The sequence below is a fragment of the Chryseobacterium sp. MYb7 genome (assembly GCF_002979455.1).
Lineage (GTDB): Bacteria > Bacteroidota > Bacteroidia > Flavobacteriales > Weeksellaceae > Chryseobacterium.
Genome location: NZ_PCOU01000068.1, coordinates 1 through 1,110 on the forward strand (window position 1 = coordinate 1; position 1,110 = coordinate 1,110).

Annotated in this window: 2 protein-coding genes; both read left to right on the forward strand. The window is 32.9% G+C overall.

The window, feature by feature from the left end; genetic code table 11:
- A partial coding sequence (locus CQ046_RS23375) for an RHS repeat-associated core domain-containing protein (protein WP_133166633.1) occupies window positions 1–852 on the forward strand: 852 nt, incomplete at its 5' end.
- Between the two features lies 1 nt (window position 853).
- Window positions 854–1,110 (forward strand): hypothetical protein (locus CQ046_RS23950; protein ID WP_228407035.1); only part of this gene is annotated, 257 nt, incomplete at its 3' end.

Below are 1,110 nucleotides of genomic sequence, written 5' to 3' on the forward strand. Positions count from 1 at the left end.
ATGTATGATTATGGAGCAAGGTTTTATATGCCAGACATAGGACGCTGGATATCTCCAGACCCTTTAAGTGAAGAATATCGCAGATGGTCTCCTTATAATTACGCTGTAAATAATCCGATGAGATTTACAGATCCTGATGGTCGTAGTGTTAATGATTTTGTTCAAAGACAGGATGGTTCCATTTATTGGGATAAAAACGCAAATAACCAAGCTACAACAAAAGCAGGGGAAACTTACATGGGAAAAGAGTTAACATTTACTTTTACAAGCTACATAGATAAAAAACTTTGGGATGTACCTTCTGCCTTTTCATTAGGGATGGATGCATCAGGTGTTAAACTAACAAGTACATTAACGTTGACAGGAAGAGAAAATTCCGCAGGAGAATTAACCAGCTTGGTAGGAAATTATAAATCTGAACCTGGTCCAACCCCAGTAGGTGCACCAAGAATGTTCTATCCAGGAGAAGGCGGTAGCAATAATACATTCAGTATGAACTCTACATCAACAGGAGCTAATGTTAATTTTGAACAGCACGCCAGCGTTTCCAAAATTGAAGAATATGGTTTAAATACAGTTGGTTTTAAAATTGTAGATGTAGCTCAGAAGTTAAATATAGATTACAATAGTAGTAATGGAAATCTTTCGGTAGGAGCTTCTACAAATATATTTCCTTCAGCAAATTTAACTGTTTCAGGTAACGGTAATACTTCTAAATTAATGCAGTATAATCAGCCTTCTTTTATGAAAACGCATACTGCTCCAGTAACGGGAGCAACTCCAACTCCGAGAGGGATGGCTCCAACAAGAGATTTTTCATATTACCCATCACAATTTTATAAAAGAAATTAATATGCTTAAAGTTAACCTTACCAATAGTTTTTTGTACTTACTAGTAAAGTATTTTGTTTTCTTTTTTATACTTGCTTTTGTCGGAGATAGATTTAAAAGTATTGTATTAGATAATGCAGAAACATCTTCAGAAATATTTAAACTTACTTTAAATTATATTTTATATGTGGCAATATATGCAATACCATTAATATTGATTTTTGGTTTTCCTATATACTATATATTGAAAATAAAAAAAGGAATATATTTTTTACTATG